Source organism: Streptomyces sp. 35G-GA-8 (genome assembly GCF_023534745.1).
Taxonomy (GTDB): Bacteria; Actinomycetota; Actinomycetes; order Streptomycetales; family Streptomycetaceae; genus Streptomyces.
Genome location: NZ_JAMHJQ010000002.1, coordinates 301,269 through 323,841, shown reverse-complemented (window position 1 = coordinate 323,841; position 22,573 = coordinate 301,269). Strand labels below are relative to the sequence as shown.

Annotated in this window: 25 protein-coding genes; 9 read left to right on the top strand and 16 right to left on the bottom strand. The window is 71.4% G+C overall.

The window, feature by feature from the left end; genetic code table 11:
• The first annotated feature begins 33 nt into the window (after nucleotides 1-33).
• On the top strand, nucleotides 34-381 hold the full coding sequence (locus tag M1203_RS04590; protein WP_249948189.1) for an ATP-binding protein: 348 nt from the start codon (nucleotides 34-36) through the stop codon (nucleotides 379-381).
• A 258-nt stretch (nucleotides 382-639) separates the two neighbouring features.
• Here M1203_RS04590 and M1203_RS04585 read toward each other — a convergent pair whose 3' ends face one another.
• The 5 genes from M1203_RS04585 to afsQ1 form a co-directional block, all read right to left on the bottom strand.
• On the bottom strand, nucleotides 640-840 hold the full coding sequence (locus M1203_RS04585) for a PspC domain-containing protein (RefSeq protein WP_249948188.1): 201 nt from the start codon (nucleotides 838-840) through the stop codon (nucleotides 640-642).
• 93 nt (nucleotides 841-933) lie between these two features.
• Nucleotides 934-1,488: a VanZ family protein gene (locus tag M1203_RS04580; protein ID WP_249948187.1), complete on the bottom strand. Its 555-nt coding sequence runs from the start codon at nucleotides 1,486-1,488 to the stop codon at nucleotides 934-936.
• Between the two features lie 143 nt (nucleotides 1,489-1,631).
• Nucleotides 1,632-2,312 carry a hypothetical protein gene (locus M1203_RS04575; RefSeq protein WP_249948186.1) on the bottom strand — a complete coding sequence of 227 codons (681 nt, stop codon included), beginning with the start codon at nucleotides 2,310-2,312 and terminating at the stop codon, nucleotides 1,632-1,634.
• Nucleotides 2,309-4,072, bottom strand: a complete 1,764-nt coding sequence (locus M1203_RS04570) for an ATP-binding protein (RefSeq protein ID WP_374401861.1) — start codon at nucleotides 4,070-4,072, stop codon at nucleotides 2,309-2,311. Before M1203_RS04570 ends, M1203_RS04575 begins: the two co-directional genes overlap by 4 nt.
• Nucleotides 3,970-4,647, bottom strand: coding sequence for a two-component system response regulator AfsQ1 (gene afsQ1, locus M1203_RS04565; RefSeq protein WP_249948185.1), 678 nt, complete (start codon nucleotides 4,645-4,647; stop codon nucleotides 3,970-3,972). The genes M1203_RS04570 and afsQ1 overlap by 103 nt, the downstream gene beginning before the upstream one ends.
• A 193-nt stretch (nucleotides 4,648-4,840) precedes the next feature.
• On the opposite strand from afsQ1, the gene M1203_RS04560 reads away from it, so the two are divergent.
• Nucleotides 4,841-5,635, top strand: coding sequence for a SigE family RNA polymerase sigma factor (locus M1203_RS04560; protein ID WP_249948184.1), 795 nt, complete (start codon nucleotides 4,841-4,843; stop codon nucleotides 5,633-5,635).
• Between the two features lie 235 nt (nucleotides 5,636-5,870).
• Here M1203_RS04560 and M1203_RS04555 read toward each other — a convergent pair whose 3' ends face one another.
• A complete protein-coding gene (locus M1203_RS04555) occupies nucleotides 5,871-6,590 on the bottom strand; it encodes a hypothetical protein (protein WP_249948183.1) in 720 nt (239 codons plus the stop codon).
• Nucleotides 6,591-6,774: 184 nt separating this feature from the next.
• On the opposite strand from M1203_RS04555, the gene M1203_RS04550 reads away from it, so the two are divergent.
• Nucleotides 6,775-7,182 (top strand): hypothetical protein, encoded by a 408-nt coding sequence (locus M1203_RS04550; protein WP_249948182.1) that lies wholly within the window; start codon nucleotides 6,775-6,777, stop codon nucleotides 7,180-7,182.
• Nucleotides 7,183-7,188: 6 nt separating this feature from the next.
• Here M1203_RS04550 and M1203_RS04545 read toward each other — a convergent pair whose 3' ends face one another.
• The 5 genes from M1203_RS04545 to deoC all read right to left on the bottom strand — a co-directional run bounded on the left by M1203_RS04545 (nucleotide 7,189) and on the right by deoC (nucleotide 11,126).
• Nucleotides 7,189-7,440: a type II toxin-antitoxin system RelE/ParE family toxin gene (locus M1203_RS04545; protein WP_249948181.1), complete on the bottom strand. Its 252-nt coding sequence runs from the start codon at nucleotides 7,438-7,440 to the stop codon at nucleotides 7,189-7,191.
• Nucleotides 7,441-7,692 (bottom strand): type II toxin-antitoxin system Phd/YefM family antitoxin, encoded by a 252-nt coding sequence (locus tag M1203_RS04540; RefSeq protein ID WP_249948180.1) that lies wholly within the window; start codon nucleotides 7,690-7,692, stop codon nucleotides 7,441-7,443. It abuts the gene before it with no gap.
• Between the two features lie 92 nt (nucleotides 7,693-7,784).
• A complete protein-coding gene (locus tag M1203_RS04535) occupies nucleotides 7,785-8,726 on the bottom strand; it encodes an aldehyde dehydrogenase family protein (RefSeq protein WP_249948179.1) in 942 nt (313 codons plus the stop codon).
• Nucleotides 8,719-10,173, bottom strand: a complete 1,455-nt coding sequence (locus M1203_RS04530; protein WP_249948178.1) for an aldehyde dehydrogenase family protein — start codon at nucleotides 10,171-10,173, stop codon at nucleotides 8,719-8,721. The genes M1203_RS04535 and M1203_RS04530 overlap by 8 nt, the downstream gene beginning before the upstream one ends.
• 5 nt (nucleotides 10,174-10,178) lie before the next feature.
• Nucleotides 10,179-11,126, bottom strand: a complete 948-nt coding sequence (gene deoC / locus M1203_RS04525; protein ID WP_249948514.1) for a deoxyribose-phosphate aldolase — start codon at nucleotides 11,124-11,126, stop codon at nucleotides 10,179-10,181.
• Between the two features lie 265 nt (nucleotides 11,127-11,391).
• Between deoC and M1203_RS04520 the strand changes: the two genes are divergently transcribed.
• Nucleotides 11,392-12,057 (top strand): PH domain-containing protein, encoded by a 666-nt coding sequence (locus tag M1203_RS04520; protein ID WP_249948177.1) that lies wholly within the window; start codon nucleotides 11,392-11,394, stop codon nucleotides 12,055-12,057.
• Nucleotides 12,058-12,324: 267 nt separating this feature from the next.
• On the opposite strand, the gene M1203_RS04515 is transcribed toward M1203_RS04520, so the two are convergent.
• Nucleotides 12,325-13,857 (bottom strand): hypothetical protein, encoded by a 1,533-nt coding sequence (locus M1203_RS04515; protein ID WP_249948176.1) that lies wholly within the window; start codon nucleotides 13,855-13,857, stop codon nucleotides 12,325-12,327.
• A gap of 127 nt (nucleotides 13,858-13,984) precedes the next feature.
• Entirely contained in the window at nucleotides 13,985-14,842 is an 858-nt protein-coding gene (locus M1203_RS04510; protein WP_249948175.1) for a LysR family transcriptional regulator, read from the bottom strand.
• A 79-nt stretch (nucleotides 14,843-14,921) separates the two neighbouring features.
• Between M1203_RS04510 and M1203_RS04505 the strand changes: the two genes are divergently transcribed.
• Nucleotides 14,922-15,455: a cupin domain-containing protein gene (locus M1203_RS04505; RefSeq protein WP_249948174.1), complete on the top strand. Its 534-nt coding sequence runs from the start codon at nucleotides 14,922-14,924 to the stop codon at nucleotides 15,453-15,455.
• A 6-nt stretch (nucleotides 15,456-15,461) separates the two neighbouring features.
• Nucleotides 15,462-15,821 (top strand): DoxX family protein, encoded by a 360-nt coding sequence (locus tag M1203_RS04500; protein WP_249948173.1) that lies wholly within the window; start codon nucleotides 15,462-15,464, stop codon nucleotides 15,819-15,821.
• A 32-nt stretch (nucleotides 15,822-15,853) separates the two neighbouring features.
• Here the strand turns inward: M1203_RS04500 and M1203_RS04495 are convergent, their stop codons facing one another.
• Nucleotides 15,854-15,994 carry a hypothetical protein gene (locus tag M1203_RS04495; protein ID WP_249948172.1) on the bottom strand — a complete coding sequence of 47 codons (141 nt, stop codon included), beginning with the start codon at nucleotides 15,992-15,994 and terminating at the stop codon, nucleotides 15,854-15,856.
• Between the two features lie 108 nt (nucleotides 15,995-16,102).
• The gene (locus tag M1203_RS04490; protein WP_249948171.1) at nucleotides 16,103-17,467 is read right to left on the bottom strand and encodes a helix-turn-helix transcriptional regulator; all 1,365 of its coding nucleotides are present in this window, start codon (nucleotides 17,465-17,467) and stop codon (nucleotides 16,103-16,105) included.
• 230 nt (nucleotides 17,468-17,697) lie between these two features.
• On the opposite strand from M1203_RS04490, the gene M1203_RS04485 reads away from it, so the two are divergent.
• The 3 genes from M1203_RS04485 to M1203_RS04475 are packed head-to-tail and all read left to right on the top strand — an operon-like array spanning nucleotide 17,698 to nucleotide 20,416.
• The gene (locus M1203_RS04485) at nucleotides 17,698-18,699 is read left to right on the top strand and encodes a Gfo/Idh/MocA family protein (RefSeq protein WP_249948170.1); all 1,002 of its coding nucleotides are present in this window, start codon (nucleotides 17,698-17,700) and stop codon (nucleotides 18,697-18,699) included.
• Nucleotides 18,696-19,949, top strand: a complete 1,254-nt coding sequence (locus M1203_RS04480) for a DegT/DnrJ/EryC1/StrS aminotransferase family protein (protein WP_249948169.1) — start codon at nucleotides 18,696-18,698, stop codon at nucleotides 19,947-19,949. Before M1203_RS04485 ends, M1203_RS04480 begins: the two co-directional genes overlap by 4 nt.
• Complete coding sequence (locus M1203_RS04475; RefSeq protein WP_249948168.1) at nucleotides 19,946-20,416, top strand: NUDIX hydrolase; 471 nt, start codon at nucleotides 19,946-19,948, stop codon at nucleotides 20,414-20,416. Before M1203_RS04480 ends, M1203_RS04475 begins: the two co-directional genes overlap by 4 nt.
• 58 nt (nucleotides 20,417-20,474) lie before the next feature.
• Here the strand turns inward: M1203_RS04475 and M1203_RS04470 are convergent, their stop codons facing one another.
• Nucleotides 20,475-22,523 (bottom strand): serine/threonine-protein kinase, encoded by a 2,049-nt coding sequence (locus M1203_RS04470; protein ID WP_249948167.1) that lies wholly within the window; start codon nucleotides 22,521-22,523, stop codon nucleotides 20,475-20,477.
• Between the last annotated feature and the right edge of the window lie 50 nt (nucleotides 22,524-22,573).

Below are 22,573 nucleotides of genomic sequence, written 5' to 3'. Positions count from 1 at the left end.
TCCCCCTCCCCACCCTCAAGGACGAAATCCCAGATGAAGCAGTCCGCCATCAAGACGCTCGGCACCGTCGCCCTCGGAGCCGCCTTCGCCGCCACCGCCGCGGGCAGCGCCTCCGCCGCGTCCGTCGTGCCCGGGGCCGCCGCCCCGACGGACCTGGTCACCAAGACGCTGCCGGTGGGCGACCTTGTCGGCCAGCTCCCCCAGCCCCTTCCCAGCGCGCTGGCGGCGACCGGGCTGGCGCTCGGCACCGTCCAGCAGACCATGCCGTACGCGGCCGACGCGGTGAAGACGGCCAGTCCCGTCGGGCAGCTGGTCGGCGGGCTGCCGGTGAACGGCCTGAGCAAGGGGCTCCCCGTCAACGGAATCCCGCTCGGCGGCTAGGGCGTGTTGCGAAAGTCCCGCCTGGCTCGCGACGCCCGGCACGCACGCTCGCCGCGTTGTCGGAGTCGTCCAAGTAGCTCCGCTACGAGGACGATCCTCCGCCTTGCGATCGCACGCACCGGACGCCGCGAGCCCCGCCCTGAGGGCGGACGGCGCTACTTTCGCAACACGCCCTAGCACACACAGCGGTGGGGCGTACACCCGGACCTGGGTGTACGCCCCACCGCTGCGCGTACGGGGTATCCGTCGGCCCCTCGGCTACCAGGCGGCCGTGGCGGTCTTCTCGCTCGGCAGCAGCAGCCACAGCGCCAGATAGAGCAGGAACTGCGGGCCCGGCAGCAGACACGAGACGACGAAGAACACCCGCATCGTGTTCGTGGAGGTACCGAAGCGCCGGGCCAGCGCCGCGCACACTCCACCGAGCACCCGTCCGTGTCGAGGGCGGACCAGACCAGCCATGATGGGCTCCTTCGTGAGACCGTCCGGGAGCCTCTCTCGTCGTGCTCCCCGATGTCTCCATGGTGCGCCGGGAGCCGGGGGCCCAGCGTCGCTCTACGGAGCGATGCCGACCCTGGGAATCGTCGGGGTCGTTCCCTGAAGCGCCTCATCCCGCGCGACGGTGTCGGTCTCATTCTCCGGGCTGCCCGGGTGCGACCTCCGGGGGACCCGGCGGGGGACCGTACGGGAACGGCGCGCGCGGCGCAGCCTGGCCCGGCCGGCCGGAACCACCGCCAGATGCGCCAGCGCCACCCCGGCCGTATTGAGCAGCAGCGAGTCCACATCGACCACCCGGCCAGGCACCCCGGTCTGGAGCAGTTCGATCCCGAGCGAGATCATCGCGCCGGCCGTGACCGTACGGGCCATGGAGGCCCACCCGGCGACGAAGAGCCGGCCGTCGACCATCGGGAGCAGCACACCGAGCGGGGCCAGCAGCAGAAGCCCCTCGCCGATGCGCCGGGCGGCCTGGACGGGCCCCAGCGCCAGATCGGCCTTGATACCCGCGAAGGGCGTCAGATTGGCCGCGTTCACCCACATGACGTCCAACGGGCGGAGCGTTACCCATCCCACCAGCAACAGATGCAGCAGGAGGAGAACGAACCCCGCCATACGGAAGCGGATGACGGCACTGCCGCCCGGACCTTGACGCACGTTTCCCAAGACGCGGCGGCCGGCGGGATCGGTTCCGCCGGCCGTGGAAGAGGGGGTTCATGAGACGGGTATCACCCGTCCGGCCCGCCGGGCCCCCGGAACTACGAACCGGACGGGGAGGCGGAGCCGGACGACGCCGGGACCGGGCCGAGCGTCGGCACCGGTCCGTCCGGCTTGGCCTTCGTCGCCGGGGTGCAGCCGTAGACGTGCGGCGGATAGTCACCGGGCCCGCCGAGGACGACCTGTCCGTCCGTCGCCTCGCTCTCCGCGAACGTACAGACGATCTGCGCCAGCGCCGTCGCGGGCAGATCCTCCGGCTGGCGGCTGAGCCGCAGAGTGCCGACGGGGTCGCCGTCCCGTGAGGCCGAGATGACCAGCGGCCCCCGTACGGCCGTGGCGAACCCCGCCTCCCGCTCGTCGGCGGACGGCTGTGCCTGCAACTCGTCGAGCAGCCCCTGGGCGATCCGGACCCGGTCGTCGGGCCCCTTGCCCTGCTGGATCTGTGCCGCGCGCTCCACCGACGCGAGCCCGGAGGAGCAGGCCAGATAGATCCGCACCGGAACGCCGGGCCGCGCCTGGGTGATGACGTCCTTCCCGGAGACCTCGCACGGTTTGCGGGAAGGCGCGGGTCCGGCGTCCACCGGTACCGACGTGGTCCTGATGCCGCACCCCGCGGCGAGCGCGGTGAGTACGAGCACGCCCGCGAGCCGCCCCGACGCGGCCGCACCGGGCCGCCGCGGGCGCCTCGTGCCGCTCCCCGTCGTCACCCTCCAGCGCGTCACCGGGCGTCGCCCTCCTCTGCCGAATCCTGATCGCCGTCACGCCCCGCGGCCTCCGCGCCGTCCCGGGGCAGCCGCAGGACGAACATGGCGCCGCCGTCCGGCACATTGGCCGCGGTGATGTCACCGCCGTGGATATGCGCGTTCTCCACCGCGATCGAGAGCCCGAGCCCGCTGCCCTCGGAGCGCGGCCGGGACGCGCTCGCCTTGTAGAAGCGGTCGAAGACATGCGGCAGGACGTCCTCGGGGATACCGGGGCCGTGGTCCCGCACCTCGATGACCAGCCAGTCGTCCTCCGTGCGCACCGCCACCCGCACCGGCGAGCCACCGTGCTTGAGCGCGTTGCCGATCAGATTCGCCATGATCACATCGAGCCGGCGGGGATCGAGCCGCGCCATGATGCCGCGCTCGGCGTCCAGATCGACCGCGTCCAGCCAGGCCCGTGCGTCGATACAGGCCGTGACCTGGTCGGCGACATCGACATCGTCCAGGACGAGCCGGGCCGTACCCGCGTCGAAGCGGGTGACCTCCATCAGATTCTCGACCAGCACATTGAGCCGGCGGGTCTCGCTCACCACCAGCGTCACGGCGGGCGCGATCATCGGGTCGAGACTGTCGGCCTCTTCCTCCAGCACCTCCGTCACCGCGGTCAGGGCGGTCAGCGGAGTACGCAGCTCATGGGACATGTCGGCGACGAAGCGGCGGCTGGACTCCTCCCGCGCGCTCATGTCCGCGACCTTCTTCTGCAGCGACTCCGCCGCCTTGTTGAACGTACGGGAGAGATCGGCCAGTTCGTCCCCGCCCGACACCCGCAGCCGGGTGCCGAACCTGCCCTCGCCGAGCTGCCGCGCCGCCTCGCCCAGCCGCTGCACGGGCTTGAGCACGGTCGTCGCCGCGGCGTGCGCCAGCAGGGCGGAGCCGACGAGCGCGAGCGCCGTGGCGATCCCCAGCGACCAGGCCAGCGAGTTGAGATCGGTACGTTCCTGCTGGAGCGACTTGAACAGATACCCGGTCGGCCCGCCGCCGATGATCCGCGTACCGCCCACGAGATAGGGCGTGCCGCCGCGCTCCACACGCTGCCAGAAGACGTGGTACGGGTACTTGTTCCCGGATGTGACCTTCTGCTTGTCGTTCACCGCGTCCTGGAGGGACTTCGGTACGTCGTCCATGGTGAAGGCGTCCGGATCGGAGACGCCCACGATCGGCTTGCCGCCGTCGCGCGTGCCTATGAGCAGGACGCTGTACCCGGGGCTCTCGCCCGCCATCAGCTCGGCCGCGCTCTTCAGCTCGAACTGGCTCGGCCGCAGCGGCAGCTCCGCGGCGCGGTTCTGCATCTCCTGCCGGAAGTCCTCCAGCGCCGAGTCCTGGGTACGGGTCAGCACGGCCTCGCGGTTGAGCCAGTACGCGATGCCCGAGGCGGAGACGGCGGCGGTCAGCGCGACGGCCGCGAAGACGACCACGAGCCGCAGCCGCAGACTGGTCCAGCGGAGCCCCGCGAGAACCGCCCTCTTCGCGGCGCCCGCACTCGCCTCACCGGCCACGCCGCGGCGCGGGCTCCTGCGGGGGTTCCGGTACGGGTCGATGCCGTCCGCGGGGTGCGCGCCGTACGGGTCGTTCCGCGACGGGTCGGCGTCCGGCCCGTCGCCGCCGGGCACGGCACTCACGAAGGCGTGTCCAGCCGGTAGCCCACACCGCGCACCGTACGGATCAGGGTCGGCGAGGACGGCACGTCCTCCACCTTCGCGCGCAGCCGCTGCACACACGCGTCCACCAGCCGTGAGTCACCGAGGTAGTCGTGCTCCCAGACCAGCCGCAGCAGCTGCTGCCGGGACAGCGCCTGGCCCGGCCGGCGGCTCAGCTCAAGGAGCAGCCGCAGCTCGGTCGGGGTGAGCTGGAGGTCTTCCCCGTTCTTGGTGACGGTCATCGCGGAACGGTCGATCACCAGACTGCCGAATGTGGCGGAGTCCGTGGACTCACGCTCGCCGCGGCGCAGCACCGCGCGGATCCTCGCGTCCAGCACCCGCCCCTGGACAGGCTTCACCACATAGTCGTCGGCCCCGGACTCCAGCCCGACCACGACATCGATGTCGTCGTTGCGCGCCGTCAGCAGGATGATCGGCAGCTGGTCGGTGCGTCTGATACGTCGGCACACCTCGAAGCCGTCGATCCCGGGCAGCATCACATCCAGCACGATCAGATCCGGCCGCTGCTCCCGGAGCAGTTTCAGGCCGTCCTCTCCCGTCGCCGCGGTGGCCACTCGGTGGCCCTGGCGTGACAGCGAGAGTTCGAGGGCCGTGCGGATGGCGTCGTCGTCCTCGATCAGCAACAGGAAAGGCACGTCGGTCATTGTGTCCCATGGGGGGACCGGAGTTCGACCGTTGGAGCGCTCCCACCTTTTCCCCGTGCGTTTCGCAAGTCCCGAAGTCCCCTGTGACAGGGCTGTGACAGACGGCGGACAGGGCCATGAAACTGCCCCGGCAAGCTCATTGGCACACGGAACGAAACCAGACTCCACCGACGGGGGGCGCGGGATGAACGCACTGCACGGCATGACCTCAAGCGCAGTGGTCACGCGTCTTCATGACGTCACGAGGAGCAGCGAGAAGTCCGGCGCCGTGAACGGGCGGGGGTGCGTTCGCGGCGCCGGGCGTCAGCACCCGCCGTCGTACATGACGGTGGTCGACGCGGACCGCACGGACAGGGCGGGCAGCGGCAGCGGGGGCAACGGGGGGAACGGGGGCGCCAAGGCGGCCGCGTACGGGGAGGTTCCGGGGGAACGGACGGTCCTGGCGGGGCGGGCGGACGCCGAAGCGGCGTTCACCGCGTACGTCCAGGAGCGTCGCGCCTCCCTGTACGCGACGGCCTACCACCTGACCGGCGACCGGTTCGAGGCGGAGGATCTGCTGCAGAGCGCCCTCTTCTCGACCTACCGGGCGTGGGACAGGATCAGCGACAAGGCCGCGGTCGGCGGCTATCTGCGCCGCACCATGACCAATCTGCACATCAGCGCCTGGCGCAGGCGCAAGCTCAATGAGTACCCGACGGAGGAGCTGCCGGAGACGGCGGGCGACACCGACGCGATGCGCGGTACGGAACTGCGCGCGGTGCTCTGGCAGGCGCTCTCCCGCCTGCCGGAGCTCCAGCGCACGATGCTCGTGCTGCGCTACTACGAGGGCCGCACCGACCCGGAGATCGCGGAGATCCTCGACATCAGTGTCGGCACGGTGAAGTCGAGCATCTGGCGGTCGCTCCGCCGGCTGCGCGAGGACGAGGTCCTCAGCTTCGGCCGTGACGAGGAAGAGTCCTTCGGCGAGCTTGTCGCCTGAAGGGCGTTGGGGGAAGCACGGGGGATATACGGGGGAAGCGGGACCCGTCGTCTCGGGGGAGACGCCGGGAGCACCTGAAAGACCGGGGGACCGGGGGTCCTCGGGGGATCACGGGGGAATACGGGGCAGGTAGCGGGATCGCACAGGTCTGGGGGGCTTGTGCGATCCCGCTTCCGCGCGTCCGCGCGCGTGCCGTCGGCTCGGGACTTCGGGCTTGCTCGTCTACGGGTGGCTTCTATGGGTGGCTGGTCGCCGCCGGGGACGCTTCGGCGCGAGCCGTACTCGCGGGGCCCGCGCCGCTCGCGGTACGGGTGGTGCGGGTGGTGCGGGTGGTGCGCGGCGTGACGCGGCGCCCGGCCGCCGCCGCCTCGATCCGGCCCAGCGCCTCCGACTTCGCGCACGGATACGCGCCCAGCGCCGTCTGCCGGCCCACGATCGCGCGCTCGGACCGCATCAGCCGCCAGCCGCGCCGCAGCAGGAACGCCACCGACTTCCGCCCCTCGCGCAGATCCCGCACCAGCCGGCGCCGGAACGTGGTCGACGGACGTCCGCGCAGACAGAGCGCGTCCGCGAGCACCCCCAGCTCCTGGCAGCGCGCGACGATATCGGCGGCGAAGATGCCCTCCGCGAGGAACAGCGGCGCCCGCCGGATGTCGAGGGCTTCGGCGTCCACGCGCGAGCTGGTCGCGATGGAGTAGACGGGCACGGTGGTACGTCCCGTACGGCACAGCTCCTCGACCGCCGCGACCGCGGCGTCCGCGTCCCAGGACCGCACCGAGTCCCAGTCGATGTCCGAACCCCCCACCACCCGCGGCAGCGTGGGGTCGTCGCCCTCTTTGTAGAAGTCGTCGAGGCGCAGTACGGGCAGGCCGGTGCGCGCGGCGAGGGACGACTTCCCCGAGCCGGAGGGGCCCGCGAGCAGAACGACCCGGGTCGGAACAGTAGGTGAACTCACGGGACACCAGTGTGAGGCATGTACCTGCCCAGGGAACCCCCGGGGACCGATCCCGGGGACCGATCGGGCGGGACGGGCGGGTCGGTTCGGCCGGTTTGGCGGGTTTATTGGTATCGGTGCCCCCACCTCAACTACTCTGCGTGTCAGTCCGATTACTCATCGATCAGGCCAGGCAGGAAAATCCATGGCACGTCACGCAGCTTCCCCCTCTCCCCGGCGCACTCTGCTCCGCGCCGGTCTGACCGTCACCGCGGCGGGAGTGGCCCTCGGTCTCGGCGGCCCGGCGGCCCAGGCGGCGGAGCCCGAAGCCCCCGCGCCCGCGACGGACTCGGGCCAGCGGCTCTCCGAGTCCTCCTCGGCGGCGGGCCAGGCTCTGGTCGGCTCCGTCGGATACGCGCTCGGCCCGCTCACGGATCTGAAGCTCAACCCGCTGGCGAAGACGGGCGTGGATCCCCTGGACAACGCGGTGGGCACGCAGATCGCCGACTTCAAGCCGGTCTCCACCGCGCAGGTGACCGCCCCGCTCACGGAGGGCGCGGCGATCAGCGACCTGCCGGTGCTCGGCCCGGCGGTGAAGCTGCTGCTCGGGTGAGGTAGGTCAGGGCGTACGGCCGAGATGGGTGACGAGGATCCGGATGACGTCGTCATCGATCACATGGAAGACGCGGTAGTCGCCGATGTGCAGGCGTCGCACATCGGCCGACCCGTACGCGAGCGAATCGTCGGGGTAAGGCTGCGTCGCGAGCGCGTCCACGGCTTCGTATACGGCGGACAGCCCGACCGGGTCGTCCTTGAGGAAACGAAGGGCCGCGTCCGTAGCGCGCGGCTCCCAGATGATCTCGTACGTCACTTACCGCAGCCCCAGCATCCGGCCGACTTCGGCGTGCGGAATACCCGGCTTCAGCGTTCCGCGCTCCTTCTCCAGCTGGTACTCGGCCAGCGCGAGCGCGTCCTCCAGATCTGCCAGATCCTGCGGGTTGATCAGTATGGCCGCCACATGCCCGTGGTCCGTGATGGCGATCCGTTCGTGGGAATGGGCTGTCCGGCGCACCAGCGTGCCGAAGTTGGCGCGGGCCTCGGTCATGCCATAGGTGTCAGTCATGTACAGGACTGTACAGTTCTGCTAAGTGCAGTGCACTGGAAAAGCCCCGTTTCCCCTCGAACGAGGGAAAACGGGGCTTCGGTGTGACGGACTCAGTACGCCGAGCCCGACGCGCCCAGGCTGCCCGTGGGGTGCCAGACCGTCTTCGTCTCCAGGAAGGCCGTCAGCCGGTGGGTGCCGGGGTCCTTCGTCCAGTCCGCGCGTCCCTCGCGCTCCGGGCGCAGTACCCGCTTCAGGTTGTCCGCCGCCGCGATCTCCAGATCCTTGGCGAGAACATCGTCCGCGCCGGTCAGGTCGATCCCGTTGACGTCCTGGTGCGCGGCGAGCGGGGCCGCGATCTCGGCGGTCCTTCCGGAGAGGATGTTGACCACGCCGCCCGGGAGGTCGGAGGTGGCCAGCACCTCGCCGAGGGAGAGCGCCGGGAGCGGGGACCTCTCGCTCGCGACGACGACCGCGGTGTTGCCCGTGGCGATCACCGGCGCGATGACCGAGACCAGGCCCAGGAACGACGACTCCTGCGGCGCCAGTACGGTCACGACCCCGGCCGGCTCGGGGGTGGAGAGGTTGAAGAACGGCCCCGCCACCGGGTTCGCGCCGCCCACCACTTGGGCGATCTTGTCGGTCCAGCCCGCGTACCAGACCCACCGGTCGATCGCCGCGTCGACGGCCACGGCCGCCTTCGACTTCGACAGGCCCTCGGCGTCGGCGACCTCCCGTACGAACTGGCCCCTGCGGCCCTCCAGCATCTCGGCGACGCGGTAGAGGACCTGGCCCCGGTTGTACGCCGTCGCGCCCGACCAGCCGCCGAACGCCTTGCGCGCCGCGACGACCGCGTCACGGGCGTCCTTGCGGGAGGACAGCGGGGCGTTGGCCAGCCAGGTGCCCTGCCCGGCCGCCCTGTCGGCCCCCGCCCCGTCAGCCCCTGAGGTCGCTGTCGTCACTTCGTACACCCGGCCGCTCTCGCTGCGGGGGAACTTGCCCCCGACGTACAGCTTGTAGGTCTTGAGGACGCTCAGACGGTTCGCTTCAGACATCGAGATACGCCTCCAGGCCGTGGCGACCGCCCTCGCGGCCGTACCCCGACTCCTTGTAGCCGCCGAACGGCGAGGTCGGGTCGAACTTGTTGAACGTATTGGCCCAGACGACACCCGCCCGGAGCTTGCCCGCGACCGCGAGGATGCGGGAGCCCTTCTCGGTCCAGATGCCGGCCGACAGCCCGTACTGGGTGTTGTTGGCCTTGGCCACGGCCTCCTCGGGCGTACGGAACGTCAGCACGGACAGCACCGGGCCGAAGATCTCGTCGCGGGCGATGGTGTGCGCCTGGGTGACGTTCGTGAAGAGCGTCGGGGCGAACCAGTAGCCGGAGGAGGGCAGTTCGCACGCGGGCGACCAGCGCTCGGCGCCCTCCGCCTCGCCCGCGTCGGCCAGCGCCGTGATACGGGCCAGCTGCTCGGCGGAGTTGATCGCGCCGAGATCGGTGTTCTTGTCCAGCGGATCGCCGACACGCAGCGTGGCCAGCCGGCGCTTGAGCGAGTCCAGCAGCTCGTCCTGGACGGACTCCTGTACGAGCAGTCGCGAGCCCGCGCAGCAGACCTGGCCCTGGTTGAAGAAGATGCCGGTGACGATGCCCTCGACGGCCTGGTCGATGGGGGCGTCGTCGAAGACGATATTGGCGCCCTTGCCGCCCAGTTCGAGCGTGGCCTTCTTTCCCGTACCGGCGATCTCGCGCGCGATGGCCTTGCCGACGGCGGTCGAGCCGGTGAAGGCGACCTTGTCGACGCCCGGGTGCGAGACGAGCGCGGCGCCCGTGCTCCCGTCACCGGTCACGATGTTGACGACGCCCTTGGGCAGCCCCGCCTGACGGCAGATGTCCGCGAAGAAGAGCGCGGAGAGCGGGGTCGTCTCGGCGGGCTTCAGGACGACCGTATTGCCGGTCGCCAGCGCCGGGGCGATCTTCCACGCGAGCATCAGCAGCGGGAAGTTCCAGGGGATGACCTGGCCGGCCACACCGAGCGGGCGCGGGTTCGCACCATAGCCCGCGTGGTCGAGCTTGTCGGCCCAGCCCGCGTAGTAGAAGAAGTGCGCGGCGACCAGCGGGAGGTCCGCGTCGCGGGTCTCCCTGATCGGCTTGCCGTTGTCGAGCGTCTCCAGGACGGCCAGCTCGCGCGAACGCTCCTGGATGATCCGCGCGATACGGAACAGATACTTGGCCCGCTCGGCGCCGGGCAGCGCGGACCACTTCTCGAACGCCTTGCGGGCGGCCTTGACCGCACGGTCGATGTCCTCGGCGCCGGCCTGCGCGACCTCGGAGAGGACTTCCTCGGTGGACGGACTGACGGTCTTGAAGACCTTGCCGTCGGACGCCTCGGTGAACTCGCCGTCGATGAAGAGCCCGTAGGAGGGCGCGATGTCGACGATCGCGCGGGACTCGGGCGCCGGAGCGTACTCGAACGCCGATGTGGACGCGGATACGGATGTCATGGTGATCAGTCCACCGTCACGTAGTCGGGGCCGGAGTAGCGGCCTGTGCTGAGCTTCTGACGCTGCATCAGCAGATCGTTCAGCAGGCTTGAGGCGCCGAACCGGAACCAGTGGTTGTCCAGCCAGTCCGCGCCCGCGGTCTCATTCACCAGCACCAGGAACTTGACCGCGTCCTTGCTGGTACGGATGCCCCCGGCCGGCTTCACGCCGATCTGCACCCCGGTCTGCGCGCGGAAGTCGCGTACGGCCTCCAGGAGAAGCAGGGTGTTGGCGGGGGTGGCGTTGACGCCGACCTTGCCCGTCGACGTCTTGATGAAGTCCGCGCCGCCGATCATGCCGAGCCAGGAGGCGCGGCGGATGTTGTCGTACGTGGACAGCTCACCGGTCTCGAAGATCACCTTGAGCCGGGCCGCCCCCGCGGCCTCCTTCACGGCGCGGATCTCCTCGTACACCTTGAGGTAGTGACCCGCGAGGAACGCGCCGCGATCGATGACCATGTCGATCTCGTCGGCGCCCGCGGCCACGGCGTCGCGGGTGTCCGCGAGCTTGACGGCCAGCGAGGCGCGGCCGGCCGGGAAGGCGGTGGCGACGGAGGCGACCTTGACGTCCGAACCGGCCAGCGCGGCGACCGCCGTCTCCGCCATGTCCGGATAGACGCAGACGGCGGCGGTGGCGGGCGTCGTACGGTCGGTCGGGTCGGGCCGGAGGGCCTTGGCGGCGAGCGCCCGGACCTTGCCCGGGGTGTCCGCGCCCTCAAGCGTGGTCAGGTCGATCATGGAGATGGCCAGATCGATGGCGTACGCCTTGGCCGTGGTCTTGATCGAGCGCGTACCGAGCGACGCCGCGCGTGCCTCCAGGCCGACGGCGTCGACGCCGGGGAGCCCGTGGAGGAATCGGCGCAGTGAGCTGTCGGACGCGGTCACGTCAGCGAATGCGGGGGTGATGGTGGGCATGGTCACCAGATGAGCATATCTACGCGCGTAGCAGCCTGTACAGGGGGTGAGGGGTACGCGGGGGAGCCGTTCCCGAGATGTGACCCGGGGCAGGGCTGGGGGTGGGGCCGGGGGTGGGGCTAGTGGCGAGGTCGGGGGCGGGGCCGGGGTGGGGCCAGGGGCGGGGTCGGGGGCGGGGTCGGGGGCGGGGTCGGGGGCGGAGAGGAGAGGGGGTCCCTGCCGGGGGTGTGGAGGCATGTTCGGGCCATACGGCAGAATCGGACGTATGACGACCCCCGAGCAGCCCACCGAGCCGACCTACGCCGACCGCGTCTTCCGGTCGGCCGGCGGGATCGTCGGCGGCGGCCTGCTGCTCGTGATCACCCTCTGGCTCGGCGGCGACGCGCTCTTCCGGGGGGCGGGCCGCACGCCCTGGCTGGCGCTCGCCTCCCTGCTGTTCGTCGTACCGCTCGTGATCGCGTTCACCCTGCGCCCGGCGGTCTACGCGAACGCCGACCGGCTGCGGATCAGGAACCCCTTCCGGACGATCACGCTGCCGTGGTCCTCGGTCTCGACCGTACGGGCCAGGTTCTCCTGTGAGGCGCTGACGGAGGACGGCACGAAGTACCAGCTGTGGGCGGTCCCGGTCTCGCTGCGCCAGCGCAAGCGCGCGGACCGCCGCCAGGCGCGGTCGGGCGCGGGCCTTCCCGGCCGCCGCTCCGCCTCTGCCTCTGCGTCTGCCTCCGCATCCGCATCCGCCGTACACGCGAGCGCTGCCGACCAGCTCGCCATGGCCCAGGCGGACCGTACGGTCGCCGAGCTGCGAGAGCTGGCGGAAAGGTCGGCGTCGCGGCCGTCGGCGCAGGGGGAGCCGACGGTGCGGTGGGCGTACGAGGTGATGGGCCCGGCGGTCGCGGGCCTGATCGTGCTGATCGTTCTGCTGCTGATCTAGCGGATCCTTGTGGACTGATTCAGTGGTGCGCTTGTGCGGCGGTGCGTCCCCCGGCGTGCTGCGTGCTGCGGGGTGCGGGTGCGTGCGTTGTGGTGCCGGGGGCCGGGGCCTCCGGAGGTACATGTCCGGACGGCATGATTTACGGCGCGGACCGGGCCACAGTTGGGATGCGGGCGTTCGCGCGCCACAAATCACGCTTTAGTGTCCGGACACGCACCTCCTCCGACCCCGGCCCCCTCCCGCCGGTGGTCCCGCGGCGGGCCGTGGTCAGTGGGCGCAGACGTGGGGGGTCGCGGCGCCCGTCGCCGGGGGTTCGCTCGCGGCGGCGGCCTGGGCCACGTCGGCCAGCAGGCGCAGGCGTTCCGCGCGGTCCAGATAGCGGCCCGCGACCAGGACGGAGTCGATCCGTCGCGTATGGCGGATGTCGGTGCGCGGGTCCGCGTCCAGGACCAGCAGGTCGGCGCGGTCGGCGGGCAGGCCGAGCATCCGGGCGGGCGCGGTGGTCGCGGCGCGCAGGACGTCCCGGGTGGGCAGTCCGGCCTCGGACAGCAGCTCCAGCTCGTGGTGGAGGGAGAAGCCGGGGACCGCGTAGCCGGTGCCGGTGTCGGTGCCCGCGAGCAACTGCACGCCGGCCCGGTGCAGTTCGGCGACGAGGCGCAGCCGGTGCTCGTAGATCCGGTGGATGCGGGCGGTGTCCCGCGCGGTGCGGCCGGTGGTCAGGCCGGCCCAGATGGTGGGCCAGTATGCGGTCATCCAGGAGGGTAGGTAGGTGAACTCCGGTGATTCAGTGGGGAGTTCGTCGGTGCGCTCCAGGGAATGGTGGACGGTGAGGGTCGGTACGACGCGGGTGCCGTTGGCGGCGAGCCGGTCGAAGAGGGCGCGGGTGCGGCCGATGTCGTACGTCCGCATCGCCTGCCACTCCACCGCGTGCACCTGCCGGAACCAGCTCGCGTAGCGCTCGAAGCTGGAGCCGAGGGCGGGGTCGATACGGACCTTCGCCATGGCCCGCCTGATCTCCGGCTCCCGGGCGGAGGTGGCGAGAAGCAGGGCGTGCAGGTGCTCGATGGACTGCTGCCCGGCGTCGCTCGCGCGGGCGATGGGCAGAGTGTCGGGGCAGTGGCCCGCGTGGCGCAGGCCCTGGCGGGCGGACTCGTCGGCGATCGCCTCGTACGCCTCGGGTGTGAGCCGTGAGTACACCTTGACGAAGTCGGCACCGCTCGCCTTCGCCTCGCGCACCGCGCGACGTGCGGATGTGGCGTCGGTGACCTCGACGACGCGCTGACCGGTGTCGTTGGCCCATATCGAGGGGCCTCCGTCGAGGACCGAGCTGGCGATCACCCAGCGGGGGCCGAGGAGCGTGCCCGCGCGGACCTTGTCGCGCCATGCGTGGTGGACGGGGCCGCCCCACATCTCGCGGACCGTGGTCACACCGTTGAGCGGGAAGAGGGGCGGTAGCACGCTCTCGGGCCCGTCGTTGTGGACATGGGCCTCGACGAGGCCGCCCGGGACGATGTACTTGCCGGTCAGGTCGTACGTCGTCGTCCCGCGCGGGATCGGGACCTCGGCCGAGCGGCCGGTACGGGTGATACGGCCGTCGCGGATGAGGACGGTGTGGTCGGGGCCCGCGCCGAGGACGGTGGCGTGGGTGAGGGCGATGGCGCCGCCGGGGCGCTGACCGGATACGGCCGTCGCGCGGCCCGGGGCCACGCGCGGGACGGCCGTGGCGGGCGGGGCGGTGGAGAGGAGAGCGCCGCCGGTCAGGGCGGCCGAGGCGGCGAGTGCTTCGCGTCGAGTGGGCATGGCACCACTCTGGTGCGGGCCGGAGCCTCGATCACTGGCTCCAGGCGGTGAGTTGGGGGGTGGCGGTGACACCACCATGCGGCTGAACCGGGTGGTCGCGGTGGGTATCAGTAGCCAGTGCGAGTGTCTAGGTTCGCTCACGGTAGGCGGTTGTCGCGATCCGGACGAAGGACCGGACCAGCGGGTTCGCGTCGCCCTCGTTCCACACCGCCACCACGCGGCTCGGTGCCATGTCGGTCAGGGGAACCACGGCCAACTCCGGGGACAGATCGTGCCCGAGCGGGGTCATCCCGACCGTGCCGTTCCAGAGCACGGCCTGCACGCACTCCTGGACCGCGCGTACCACCGGGCCCTCGCGGGACTCGCCGCCGCTCCAGTACGACTGCCACAGCGGGTCCGTGCCGTCGGGGAACCGGAACCAGCGCCGCCCGGCCAGGTCGGTGAGGCTCACGCGGTCCCGGCCGGCCAGTGGGTCGTCCGCGCGCAGCACCGCGCCGACGGGGTCGGTGCGCAGCTCGTGCACCGTCAGGCCGGTGTCGTCGAACGGGGCGCGGGTCAGGGCGACATCGACCAGTCCGGCGCGCAGGCCGCAGGTCGGATCGGTCAGATCGGTCTCACGGACGCGGACCTCGACATCCGGGTGACGCCGGCGGTACGCGGCGGCCAACCGCCGCGCGCCCGGGTCGGTGCCGTCACCCAGCAGGCCGACGGTGAGAGTCGCCGAGCCGGCCGCGACCGCCACCCGCACGCGGAGCCGGTCGGCATGATCGAGCAGGGAACGCGCCTCCACCAGCAGCGCCGACCCCACGGCGGTGAGCGTGACGCCGGCCGGGGAACGGTGGAGCAGCGGGGCGCCGATCTCGCTCTCCAGCCGCTTGATGGCCCGGCTCAGCGGCGGCTGGCTCATATGCAGCCGGACGGCGGCGCGGCCGAAGTGCAGCTCCTCGGCCACCGCCACGAAATAGCGCAGCGTACGTAGCTCCATACTGCGACGATACCGATCCGGTATCGGGGTCGCCGAACGGGTCTTGGACAGCCGCCGGGCCCGGGAGTGGAATCGGAGCATGGCTGACGAACCGACGATCAACGAACCGACGACGAACGAAGCGCCCAAGAGCGAACGGGCCTCCGACCCCGCCGTATCGGTGGTGGGCCCGGACGACGGCGAGACGATCACCCTGGGCACCACGCGCGGGCGCATCCTCGAAGACGGCACCACCACCGGGCACCGCCTGGGCCTGGCCGAGTTCGTCCTCGCCCCGGGCACCCCAGGACCGCCCCAGCACCGCCACGCCCAGCACGACGAGGGCTTCTACATCATCTCCGGCACGCTGCGGTTCACGGTGGGGGACCGGGTCCACGACGCGAGCGCGGGCACGCTCGTCATGGTCCCGCCCGGAGCCCCGCACACCTTCGCCAACGTCACCGACCACCCGGCCGTCATGCTCAGCATCTTCACGCCCGACCTGTACGTGCAGTACTTCCGGGACCTCCAGGACATGACCGCCGACGGCCGGAAGCTGACCCCGGGGGCCAACATCCAGGTGATGAGCCGCTACGCCACCGAGCCCGCCACCGACTTCGCAGACTTCGCCTGAGGACCCATGAACATCGCCTATTGGATCCTCGCGGGCCTGCTCGCCCTCTTCTACCTCTACGCGGGCGCGATGAAGGTGTTCCGGACCCGTGAGCGACTGCGGCCGATGATGGCCTGGGTGGACCGCGTACCGATGCCGGCCGTCAGGGGCATCGGCGCGGCCGAAGTACTCGGCACGATCGGCCTGATCCTGCCACCGCTGACCGGCATCGCACCCGCACTGGCCCTGGCCGCCGCCGCCGGCCTCGTGGTTCTCCAGACGGGCGCGATCGCGGTCCACCTGAGGACCGACCGGCAGGTCGGCATCAACATCCCCCTGATGCTCGCGGCGGCCCTGACGACCTGGCTCGCGACGACCTGGCTGTGACGTCGCGACCCGGCTCCTGACCGGGCGGACGGTCAGGAGCGCGGTGCGATGACGCGTTCGCCCCAGATGAGATAAGCGGTACGGCCGGTGAGCCACGCCTCGTGGGCGGAGTGGATACGGTCGCGCCGTGAGACCTTCGTCGAGGCGAGGCTGAGGCGGCAGGAAGTCCTCACTCGCAGGAATCCACTTATGGTGGATGCGCTGTGTCTGGAGTCCGCGCTGCGCGCCGTCGTCGGCGGACCGCAGGAGACCCCGTGGGCAACCCGATCGGCCACCTCCACTCAGGTGAGGACTCCGACGCGGGCTGCGAGTCCGCGGAGTTCGGCGGTGGTGCGTCCTGAGACCAGCAGTCCGGAGACCAGGGATTTGACCGCGGGTCGGGCGTGGGTTTCCTCGGGCGCGTGGTGTTCGGCGGCCATGAGAGCGCGGATGCATTCGTCGCGGCGGCCCCAGCGGCCGAACGCGGCGGCGATGTCGGTGTAGTAGCGGGCCCGGCGCTCGGTGCTCGGCAGGCTCTGCGGTGCCACGGCCTGGGCGGCGGCGAGTGCCGCTGAGGGATCCCCGGCCCAGTTCTCGGCGGAGACGCGGTGGAGCTGGACAGTGGTGGGACTGAAGCCGCCGCCGTGGTCGCGCAGCAGTGTGGCGCCGCCACGTTCGGCGGCGATGGCCGCGGCTTCGTCGGTCAGCTCGCGCATCCCGACTGTGTCGCCGCGGCGGGCGGCAGTGTAGGCGGCTGACTGGATCAGCAGGCCGCGTTCGGCGGCATGTTCTGGCCCCGGGCCGCGCAGGCTCGGGTGGTCGGAGGCGGTCAAGGCGATGGACATCGCCTGGTCGTGCCAGCCGGCCTTGCGGGCCAGGACCGCGAGGTTCCTCGCGGATTCGGCGACCAGGAGCGCGTCACCGGCCGCCTCTGCGATCTGGCGTGCGCGGTCCGCGGCCATCCAGCCGAGTTGCTGCTCGTCCAGCTTGATCAGCATGCGGGTGGCGAGCAGATAGCTCTGTGCCAGCAGCGCGGCGTGATCCGTGCGGTCGCCGCTCGCGGTACGTGCGTGACCTGCGCAGATGAGCCGGGGCAGGCGTACGGCGAGACTGCCGTAACGGCAGGTGTGGAAGTCGGTCAGGGCACGGGACAGATCGGTGTGCAGAGCTGCTGAGGGCGGGACGGCCATGCCGGTGTGCAGACCGAGCATGGCGTCCCGGAGACGGTCGACGAGCAGTCCTCCGATCGTGGCGTCGTTCACCGGGGTGCTGCCACCGGACACCATGGGAGCGCCGGTTGCCGCAGCGGCCGTGACCGCCAGGTTCGCCAGCAACTGCCGTCGCCGCACCGGATCCTCCCCGTCCTGCCGAGTCGTACCGGCAACCCTAGGGGCCGGAAGACGGGGGTAGGCGGTGGTTGGCCCGATCGCGTGACCATGTCGTAGGCGAGGCTGAGGGGTGAGGCCGAGCACCTGGGGCGCGATGTTGAGCGCGTCGGCGAAGCGCCGCATCACCACCATGTCCGTCAGGGGCGAGACGCCCCGCTCGTACCGGGACACCTGGGCCGCGGAGTATCCGGTCAGCTCACCGAGCTGAGCCAGGGTCAGACGCAGATCCTTGCGGGTGCGGCGGACCAGCTCACCAGGATCGATGCCCGTCGCGGACACTGCCCGAGCTCCGACCGTATCCATTCAGTCCCCGCTCGTAGCCCTGAGGCGTGCCGCTCCTCACCGTAGCGGTGCCCGCCGGGGCGAGAAGGGGCTTTGCATCAGATGCAAACGGCTTTGCGTGCCCCGCCAACGTCCCTGCCGCCGACGGCCGCGGGCGCGGTCTCCTCCAAGCGCAGGTGGCCCGCAGACGGCGGGGCACCGTCGTCGTCTTCGAAGAGGTGTGAGTGATGAACACGACCAAGAGGGCCGCAGTGGTGGGACTCGGCGGCCAAGCCCGGAAAGACCACCTTCCCGCTCTGGCCGCCTGCCGACGCGCCGAACTCGTCGCCGTATGCGATGTGGACCCGCAGCGTACGGCCGCGCAGGCTGAGCAGTGGCAGGTGCCCGGGTTCACCGACCTGACCCACCTGCTACAGGAGACGCGGCCGGACTTCGTCATCGCCGCAGTGCCGCATCACGCCGGGCAGGGCGTCATCGAGGCATGTGCCAAGGCGGGGGTGCACCTGATGAAGGAGAAGCCGTTCGCCACCGACCCGCACGAGGCCGCCGAACTGGCCGCCCTGTGTGAGAAGACGGGGATCGAGCTGATGGTCACCGTCCAGCGGCGCTTCCACCCCCTCTACGTTGCGGCCGTCGATCAGCTGGAGCGGATCGGCACCCCGTATCTGGTCGAGGGCCGCTACACCCTCCGCTGCCCCGACCCGGCCGCGGGCTGGCGCGGCCGGGCCGCGCTCGCGGGCGGCGGATGCCTGGCCGACATGGGATACCACTTCATTGACCTGCTGATCTGGTACTTCGGCTTGCCCGATCGCGTGCTGGCCGATACCTCGGCCGCCGCTGTACCCGGCGCGGATTACGACGCCGAGGACACCGCCCTGGTCCACCTTGCCTACCAGTCCGGCCTGTACGGCTCGCTGCTGGTCTCCCGCTCAGCCGGGCCGGCCGGCGAGCGCCTGGCCGTCACCGGTCCGTACGGCACTGTGGTCATCGAGCGCGACGCGGTGCGGCGCTTGGACCCGGCAGGCCGGGAGATCGAGTCGCTGCGACGGGAATCCGCCGCGCACTGTGTGCCCGCAGCGCAGATCGACCGCTTCTGCCGCGTCCTGGATCGCTCCAGCCCCAACCCGTCGGGCCCGTCCGTACACCTGCCGCACGTCGCCTTTCTGGCCGCCGCCTACGCCTCGCTGGCTACCAACCTGCCTGTGGACCCGAAGGAGTTCCTGGCATGAATCACTCCCCTCTCGCCCTGTTGGGCGGCGAACCGGCCATTACTCTGCCGGGCCCGCACTTCGCGTGGCCGCCCATCGCCGGGTCCGACCGTGAGGCCGTAGCCCACCAGTTGGAGGCAGCCGTCTCGATCCCGGACCGCTCCGGCATCGTCGCCGACCTGGAAGACGCGCTCGCCGCCTACCTCGGCGTCCGGCATACCGTGACCACCTGCACGGGTACCGCCGCGCTGCACTCGATGTACGCGGCCGCAGGGGTCGGTCCGGGCGACGAGGTGATGGTGCCCGCGCTCACTTTCCACGCCACCGCCACACCGCTCTTCCACCTCGGCGCCCACCCTGTCCTCGTCGACGTCGACGACCACGGGCAGCTCGACGTCGATGACGCCGCCCGGCGGCTCACGGCCCGTACGAAAGCCGTGGTGGCCGTGCATCTGTGGGGCCTGCCCGAGAACATGGATGTCTTGGTCGCGTTCGCCGATGCGCATGGCCTGATGCTGCTCGAAGACGGCTCCCACGCTCACGGCGCCTCCTGGAACGGCCGACGCACCGGTTCGTTCGGCACCGCCGCGGCGTTCAGCCTCAACGGCCCGAAGCCGCTGTCCGCCGGCGAGGGCGGGTTCGTGGCGACCGACGACAGCGAGTTGTACTACCGGGTGCTGCTGCACGGCCAGTTCAACAAGCGGTGTCGCAGCGAGATCCCAGGCACTCACCCGCTGGCGCGTTTCGCGGTCACCGGCATGGGCCTGAAACTCCGCATCCATCCGCTCGCCGCCGCTCTTGCCCACGCGCAACTCCCTCGCCTGGACACCTCCCTGGCCGGGCGGCGGGCCGTGGCGGCCCGGATGTGTGCGGCCCTGGACGGAGTGCCCGGCATCCGCGTGCCGCGTGTGCCCGCCTCCGCCCGGCCGTCCTGGTACACGCTGCCGCTGCGGTACGAGACGGCAGCGCTCGGCGGGTTGCCGATCCGGCGGTTCGTCGAAGCCGTACACGCCGAGGGCGCCATCGAGGTGGATCTGCCGGGCGCGACCTGCCCGCTGGGCATCCATCCCCTCTTCCAGCGCCCCAGTGCTCTGCTGCCTGGATACGCTGACTACGAGGGCCCGGCCGCCGGGGATTTCCCGGTTGCCGAGCACGTGCACGCCACCAGCCTCAAGCTGCCTGTGTGGCATCGCGAGGACGACGTGCCTCTCGCCGACGCCTACACCGCGGCCATCACCAAAGTCGCTTCCCACGTGAAGGACCTTCTATGAGTCCGTCTCCGCCCCCCGTCGACATCGCGCTCGTCGAAGACCTCACCCGCGCCGCTCAGCATGAGGGCATCGAGAAGACCGTCGTCGGCGCCGTCATCGCCAACCCGGAGGGGCAGGTCCTGCTGCTGCGGCGCACCGCCGACGACTACCTCGGGGGGTTGTGGGAGCTTCCCTCGGGAGGCGTCGACGACGGTGAGACGTTGATCGAGGCCCTGCATCGAGAGGTTGCCGAGGAGACGGGGCTGACCGTCGCCGCTGTCGGTGCCTACCTCGGCCACTTCGACTACCGCTCCGGCAGCGGCCGGGTCACGCGCCAGTTCAACTTCACCGCCACAGCTACCTCGGCCGGCCAGACGGTGACACTGACTGAGCACGACGCTCACTTGTGGGCCGACCGGGACCAGCAAGGCCAGGTCTCCGACGCTGTGCAGGCCGTTCTCGACACCTGGCGCGACCGGACAGCCTGATCGCTCCGGCGCCCGCGCTCCTGTGGGCGACGACAGGAGTCCGTCCGGGGCGCGGGCCCTACGCCGTTATCGCGTACAGGGTGCCCGACGCGCCGGTCACGTAGGCCGCGGGGCCGGACAGCAGTGGGCCCGTGCGGAGGGGTTCGTCGGCCGGGTAGGTCCATTTCTTCTTGCCCGTGTCCGCGTGCAGCGCGTGCAGGGTGGTGTCGGCCGCCACGCAGACCGTGCCGTTCTCGGCGCTCGGGGTCGGGTGGAGCGCCGTGGTGAAGGGGGTTCGCCACTTCGGGGCGCCGGTTTTCGTGTGCAGGGCGTACAGGGTGGTCCCGCCGCAGACGTAGACCGTGTCGTCGGCCACGACCGGGGGGCCCCGGAACGAGCCGCCGTCCTCCGGGGTGGCGAGCCATTTCTCCGTCCCGTTCGTGGATACCGCCGCGAGGGAGGTGCCGTTCTCGCCGAATACGGTGACGTACACGGTGTCGCCGGACACGGCCACGTCCGAGAGCCGGACCGCCGGGGTCAGATGGCGCCATTTCCGTTGTCCGGTGGCCGGGTCGTACGCGTACAGGGCGCCTCCGCTGCTGGTGTAGACCGTGCCGTCGGCCATGCGCGCGGATTCGGCGTATTCGAGGTCGGCGGAGGTCTCCAGCTGGATCTTCTCGGTCGCCGTGGACACCGCGTACAGGACGGTCGAGGTGCCGCTGCTGCCGAGGAAGGAGACCGTGTCGCCGGCCGCCGACGGGCCGGCGTCGGCGACGTTCAGTTCGGAGGTCGCCCACCTCCGCTCGCCGGTGTCCGCGTCCAGCGCGCGCAGGATGTCGCCGACGACGACGCAGACGGTGTCGGCGGTCACGGCGGGGGTGGGCACCAGCGTGCCGTCCGTGGCGCTGGTGGTGTGGGTCCATCGTTCCGTGCCGTTGGCGGCCGATACCGCGTACAGGCCCTTCCGGCCGGGGAAGTAGACCATGCCGTTGGCCACGGCCAGCGCCCCGTCGGCGTCGTCGCGGCCGTCGCCGGTGGCGACCGCGGACCTCCAGCGCTCGGCGCCGGGCCGCCGGGGGACCGTCGGGCTCTGCTGGGGGGCGGACGAGGCGTCGTCGGGATCGCTGCCGTCGGTGCGGGTGAGCCGCCAGGCGCCGTAACCGATGCCCGCCGCGGCGGAGACCCCCGCGAGGCCGAACAGCGCCCGGCGGCGGGTCAGGGGCGTTGGCGGCGGCTCCTGGACGGCGTGGAGTTCCACGGTCCGGGCGAGCGGTTCCGGCAGCCAGCCGCGGGCCGGTGCCGGGGCGGCGTACTCGCCGGTCCCGGACAGGTGGTGCAGGAGAGCGGTCACGGTGGGGCGTCGGCCGGGTTCCTTGGCGAGGCAGTGGTCCACCAAGGGGCCCAATTCGGGGGGCAGTCGGTCGAGGCGGGGCGTCTCGTGCACCGTCCGGTAGTGCAGTGCGTGCGGCGCCCCCGTACCGAACGGGCCCGCCCCCGTGGCGGCGTACGCGAGGACCGCGCCGAGGGAGAACACATCGCTCGCCGGGCTGATCGGATCGCCCGTCAGCTGCTCGGGGGACATGAAGCCCGGGGTGCCCACCATCATCCCGGTCTGGGTCAGCGCGCTGGCGTCGCCGACGACCGAGATGCCGAAGTCGATCACGCGCGGGCCGTCATGCGCGAGCAGGATGTTCGAGGGCTTCAGATCGCGGTGGACCACCCCCGCCGCGTGGATCGCGCCCAGCGCCTCGGCCAGCCCCGAGGCGAGCGTCAGGACCGGTCCCGGCGGCCACGGTCCGTGCGCGGCGACGGCGTCGCTCAGCGCCATCCCCGGTACATAGACCGTGGCCAGCCAGGGTGAGGCGGCCGCAGGATCGGCGTCGACCACACCCGCGGTGAAGGCGCCGTTCACGCGCCGGATCGCGGTGACCTCCCGGACGAACCTGCGGCGGAACTGCGGGTCCTCGGCCAGATCCGGGCGTACGACCTTGACGGCCACCGTCCGCCCGCCGCGCGAGCGCCCCAGAAACACGCTGCCCATACCGCCCGAGCCGAGCCGGCCCACGATGCGGTAGGGCCCCACCCGATCGGGGTCTCCGGGACGCAACGCCTTCAACGCTTCCACCACGTACCCCCGCCGCACCTCGCGGCCCACCGTCGCTGTCGGATCCCTGCGGA